This window comes from Mycobacterium sp. NAZ190054, from assembly GCF_001545925.1.
In the GTDB taxonomy this organism is placed as follows: Bacteria; Actinomycetota; Actinomycetes; order Mycobacteriales; family Mycobacteriaceae; genus Mycobacterium.
This window is the reverse complement of record NZ_LMVQ01000289.1, coordinates 1-4,663: the sequence shown is the minus strand read 5'-3', so window position 1 is coordinate 4,663 and position 4,663 is coordinate 1. Positions and strand designations below refer to the sequence as shown.

6 protein-coding genes and 1 pseudogene are annotated in these 4,663 nt (G+C 69.9%); 5 read left to right on the top strand and 2 right to left on the bottom strand.

Features of this window, described 5'->3' with window-relative positions; translation table 11 throughout:
* A pseudogene (locus ASJ79_RS35135) lies at positions 1 to 205 on the top strand (hypothetical protein); the annotation flags it as partial.
* Complete coding sequence (locus ASJ79_RS19130; protein ID WP_067958543.1) at positions 184 to 987, top strand: hypothetical protein; 804 nt, start codon at positions 184 to 186, stop codon at positions 985 to 987. The pseudogene ASJ79_RS35135 and the gene ASJ79_RS19130, both read left to right, overlap by 22 nt.
* Before the next feature lie 157 nt (positions 988 to 1,144).
* Here the strand turns inward: ASJ79_RS19130 and ASJ79_RS19125 are convergent, their stop codons facing one another.
* Both ASJ79_RS19125 and ASJ79_RS19120 read right to left on the bottom strand, forming a co-directional pair.
* Entirely contained in the window at positions 1,145 to 1,852 is a 708-nt protein-coding gene (locus tag ASJ79_RS19125; RefSeq protein ID WP_067958542.1) for a GAF and ANTAR domain-containing protein, read from the bottom strand.
* A gap of 151 nt (positions 1,853 to 2,003) precedes the next feature.
* Positions 2,004 to 2,501: a DUF1990 domain-containing protein gene (locus ASJ79_RS19120; RefSeq protein ID WP_067958539.1), complete on the bottom strand. Its 498-nt coding sequence runs from the start codon at positions 2,499 to 2,501 to the stop codon at positions 2,004 to 2,006.
* Positions 2,502 to 2,538: 37 nt separating this feature from the next.
* On the opposite strand from ASJ79_RS19120, the gene ASJ79_RS19115 reads away from it, so the two are divergent.
* From ASJ79_RS19115 to ASJ79_RS19105, 3 genes are read left to right on the top strand one after another with little or no spacing between them, the layout of a single operon-like run.
* The gene (locus ASJ79_RS19115) at positions 2,539 to 3,399 is read left to right on the top strand and encodes an aldo/keto reductase (RefSeq protein WP_067958537.1); all 861 of its coding nucleotides are present in this window, start codon (positions 2,539 to 2,541) and stop codon (positions 3,397 to 3,399) included.
* A 20-nt stretch (positions 3,400 to 3,419) separates the two neighbouring features.
* Positions 3,420 to 4,196 (top strand): PaaI family thioesterase, encoded by a 777-nt coding sequence (locus ASJ79_RS19110; protein ID WP_231750929.1) that lies wholly within the window; start codon positions 3,420 to 3,422, stop codon positions 4,194 to 4,196.
* Positions 4,193 to 4,624: a TIGR02611 family protein gene (locus tag ASJ79_RS19105; RefSeq protein ID WP_067958534.1), complete on the top strand. Its 432-nt coding sequence runs from the start codon at positions 4,193 to 4,195 to the stop codon at positions 4,622 to 4,624. Before ASJ79_RS19110 ends, ASJ79_RS19105 begins: the two co-directional genes overlap by 4 nt.
* The last annotated feature ends 39 nt before the right edge of the window (positions 4,625 to 4,663 follow it).

The window sequence follows — 4,663 nt, the reverse complement described above, 5'->3', positions numbered from 1 at the left end:
TGACCCCATGGCTGAGCCGCTGATTCTTGCCGTCCACGGCCACACCCCTCGTGTGCACCCGGAGAGCTGGGTGGCGCCCAACGCCTCAGTGGTCGGCAATGTGCGGCTGGCGCAGGTGCTCCGATCGATGCAGCGGCCGCAGCGGTGCCGGCTCCGGCTCCACCGGCCCCCGGGGCGCCGATCGTGGGTGAGGCCGGTGTGGTGACGCCGCCGAACCCGGGTGTTCCCGGCGCGCCGATCGTCGGTGAGGCCGGTGTGGTGACACCGCCGACTCCGGGTGTTCCCGGTGGTGGGGGGGCGGTGCCCGCCGGTGTGGTGACGCCGCCGAACCCGGGTGTTCCCGGCGCGCCGATCGTCGGTGAGGCCGGTGTGGTGACACCCCCGACTCCGGGTGTTCCCGGCGATGCTGGCACGGTGCCCGCCGGCGCGGTGAGCCCTCCGACGCCTCCGGCGCCGGGGTCGTCGTCGGGCGGGTTCGTCAACTACCCGGCTCCGCCGGTGCCACCCACCCCGCCGAACTCGGTGGGGGTCAACGGCGGAGCCCCGGGCGCGCCGGTCCCGGGCACTCCCGGTAGCACGGTGACCGTCACCGATCTGCTCACGCCGCCCGGTGTGGCCCGGACGGTGCAGAACACCGCGTCGTCGGTCATGGGTATGGTCCCGCCGGGAACGCCGCCGGTGCCGGGTGGATCAGCAGCGGTGAACGTTGGTGTGCCCGCCCCTCCGAGCCCGTTGACGCCGCTGGCCGCGACCGGCCTGTCGAACCTGGTGTCGCCGCCGTCGCTGACCATCCCGTCGATCCCCGGCCTGCCGGTGCAGCTGCCCAGCGAGGTGCCGGTGCCGTCGGACCTGCTCTGCGTGGGTACGGATTGGTCTGCCACGCAGGGTGATTCGGCTGCGGCACCGGTCAACGCGGAGATTCCACGCGCCCTGATCACGGGTACGGCACCCGCGGGCGACCGCCGAGACAGGTGGGACACTCACTGACGACCCCTGAAGCGGTCCGGCCACCCGTCTCGCTCCCGCACGGAGTGTTCGGGCGGCCGGGCTGCTGCAGCCCTGTTTCGGTCATCAGTGCGATGTGGCGCAACGGATCTCACACAGAACCGCGGCGCGGAGCCGGCGGCGGGAGCTCCGCGTCTGCTCAGCGATCCGATGCCAGCGCGTCGGTCACCAGATCGGTGGCGACCTTGATCAGCGGGATGTTGGTGTCCTGGGACAGCTTGCGCAACAACTCGAATGCCTGAACCGCATCCACCCGGTAGCGCTCCATGATCATGCCCTTGGCCTGGCCGATGACGTCGCGACTGGCCAGCGCCCGACGGAACTGGTCCTCACGGCGCGCCGAATTCCAGGCCACCGACGAGTGCGCGGCGAAGATCAGGCCGAGGGTGCGCGACTCGTCGCTGAAAGCGCCGGCGTGCTCGGAGTAGACGTTGAGCGCGCCCAGCGTCTCGTCGGCGATGAATAACTGGAACGCCATGATGGAACGGATGGGTGTCTCGGCCAGCGCGTCACGCCGATAGTTCGGGAAGCGCTCGTCGGTCTCCAGATCGCGCACATGGACCGTCTTCTCGTCCCATGCCGCGGTCAGGCAGGGCCCTTCCAGATGACGCTGCTGGATCTTGTCCAACAGCAACGGCCAGTGGTGGGTCGCCGCGGGCGTCTCGATGTGCTTTGCGTTGCGGCTCAAGGTGATTCCGGCATACTGCGCGCCGGGAATCTCGACGGCGGCGTGCTCGGCCAACTCGGCCACGACGGTGTCGGAGTCGGTGTCGGGCCTGTTGTGCAGTCCCTGGACCAGCTCGGCCACACGCAAATGCGCAGCCTCGATGCCTGCTGGATCGTTCATCCGTCACCGTCCGGTACTCGCGCGTCAATATGGCTCAGGCTACCGCTGACCTCCCACGCCGGTGCGGGCATGGCCAATGTCGCGGCGGCCACCGTCCGGTGTGGTGGTGGCTGTGCCGGCTGCCCGCTTCCAGCGGGCTCACAGAAAGGCGTCAGAGTGCGCGCAGATACCGGTCGGTGATCACCCGCTGCATCAGCGACGTGACCGGAGCTCCCAGTCGGCTCCACCACGTCGCATGCCGCGAGAAGGCCGTCACCTCCGCAAACACCTGTCCGGTGGCGGGGTCATAGCGCACGAGGAACAACTCTTCGCCGGACTCGGCGTGTCCGGGCAGTGTGCCGTAGGCGAAACCGCGGCGGTCCGGTTCGTCCACCACGTAGACGACGCGGCACGGCGCGAGCACCGGCCCGAGATGCACCAGTACGTCGGCGCCCACGGCGGCCACCGGCGTCGTCGCCTCCACCCGCAGACCCGCCCCGCGCAGCATCCCCCAACGCATGCCCTCGGCGGCGGCCCGCTCGAAGCGCTCCCGCCCGCTGCCGATCACCGACGACTTGAGCAGATGGCGGTATCCGTCGGGCAGGTCCGAGGCGGTCGCGCCGACTTCCGGATAGGTCAGCTCCCTGGCGGCCAGGTCTTGCAGCTTCACCGTGTCAGCTTGTCACCGCCCGCGTACCGTCGGAGCCGTGACTGCCGCGAACGCACCGACCCTCGCCCTCGGCGGCGAGCTCACCGTCAACCGTCTCGGGTTCGGCGCGATGCGCCTGACCGGCCCCGGGGTCTGGGGTCCGCCGGCCGACCGCGACGAATGCCTGCGGGTGCTGCGCCGGGCAGTCGAACTCGGTGTCGATTTCATCGACACCGCGGACTCGTACGGGCCCTACATCTCCGAGGACCTGATCCGCGAGGCGCTGTATCCCTACGACGGCGTCGTCGTCGCGACCAAGGCGGGCCTGCTGCGCACTGCGCCGGACGTGTGGGAGCCGCTCGGGTTCCCGGCGTACCTGCGCCAGGAGTGCGAGATGAGTTTGCGCAGGCTCGCGGTGGACACCATCGACCTGTTCCAGCTGCACCGCATCGACTCCAAGTTCCCGGCCGAGGATCAGATCGGTGAGCTGGCGAAACTGCAGCAGGAGGGCAAGATCCGGCACATCGGCCTGTCGGAGGTCAGCGCCGAACAGCTCGATGCCGCCCGCAAGGTCGCGCCGATCGTGTCCGTGCAGAACATGTACAACCTGACCATGCGCGGCTCGGAAGCGGTGCTGGAGGTCTGCGAGGCCGAGGACATCGCGTTCATCCCGTGGTTCCCGCTGGCCGCCGGACCGCTGGCGGCTCCCGACGGTCCGCTGCAGCGGATCGCCGCCGAGCACGCGTCGACGCCGTCGCAGTTGGCGTTGGCGTGGCTGCTGAAGCGCTCGCCGGTGATTCTGCCCATTCCGGGCACATCGAAGGTCGCCCATCTGGAGGAGAACGTCGCCGCAGCGCAGATCGCGTTGACCGACGCGGAGTTCGAGACACTCAGCAACGCAGGCGCCACCGCGGGCTGAGCAACCAATACGGTGAGCGGGTGAGCACCAAGAGAGCCGACGCCCACGCCCGCGTCGGGGCCGGATTCGACGCCCGCGTCGACGCTGAATTCGACGCCCGCGTCGGCGCTGAATTCGACGCCCGCGTCGGCGCTGAATTCGACGCCCGCGTCGGCGCTGAATTCGACGCCCGCGTCGGCGCTGAATTCGACGCCCGCGTCGGTGGGGGATTCAATCCGCCGAAACCCACCGACCGCGGCGGCCCGGACTACGGACGGTTCGTCGAGGCGGTCCGCACGCTGCAGGATCACGCGCGCGCCGCGGACGCACCCGATGCGGTGATCACCGAGGCCGCCGACCTGATCGAGAAGGTCTCGGCGCTGCTGGCCCCGTACGACGCCGACGAGTGGTCCTCACCGTCGGGTCGGCGGATGGACCTGCCCAATCGGGGCAACATCCTCAGCCCGCCGCTGGATCTGCGCCTCACCGAGGACGGCCGGGTCGCGGGGACGGCCCGGTTCCGCCGCTACCACCTGGGCCGCAACGGCGCCGCCCACGGTGGCGCGGTGGCGCATCTGTTCGATTCGCTGCTCGGGTTCACCGCGTTCCAGCTCAGCGGGAGTAAGGCTCAGCGCACCGCGTTCCTGCACATCGACTACCGCAAGATCGCGGTGATCGGCGCCGAGCTCCAGGTCGACGCGGGCATCGACGAGATCGTCGACCGCAAGATATTCGTGTCGGGACGACTGTGCGACGGTGAGGATGTGCTGGCCGAAGCCCACTCGCTGTTCGTCAAACTGAAACCGGGGCAACCGTGAGCAAGGACACCGGGCTGCGCGGGCTCACCCGCAAATGGGCGCGGTGGCGGGATCGGCTGCGGGACCGCCGTGCCCTCGACCTGGTCTACCGCATCGCGGTCGGTGTGGTCGGGCTGCTGGTGCTCGGGGTCGGCATCCTGGCCATCCCGTACCCCGGCCCGGGCTGGGCGATCGTGTTCCTGGGTCTGGCGATCCTGGCCACCGAGTTCGAGTGGGCGCACCGCCTGCTGGGCTTCGCGCGCGAGCGCTACGACGCCGTGATGGCCTGGTTCAAGCGGCAGGGTCTGTGGGTCCAGGCGCTGGGGGCGCTGTTCACCTTCGCGGTGGTGGTGGGCACCTTGTGGTTGCTCGGAGCGCTCGGTTTCGCCGCCGGACTGTTCGGCATCGAGTACAGCTGGCTGGATAGCCCCATTGGTATCGGGGCGTGAGGCCACGCACCGATAGCATGGTCGCGGTCGGACCCCGAC

Bases quoted from the DNA above. Each gene is read 5' to 3' on its own strand.
- ASJ79_RS19125 (WP_067958542.1), bottom strand. From the start codon at position 1,852: ATGAACGATCCAGCAGGCATCGAGGCTGCGCATTTGCGTGTGGCCGAG.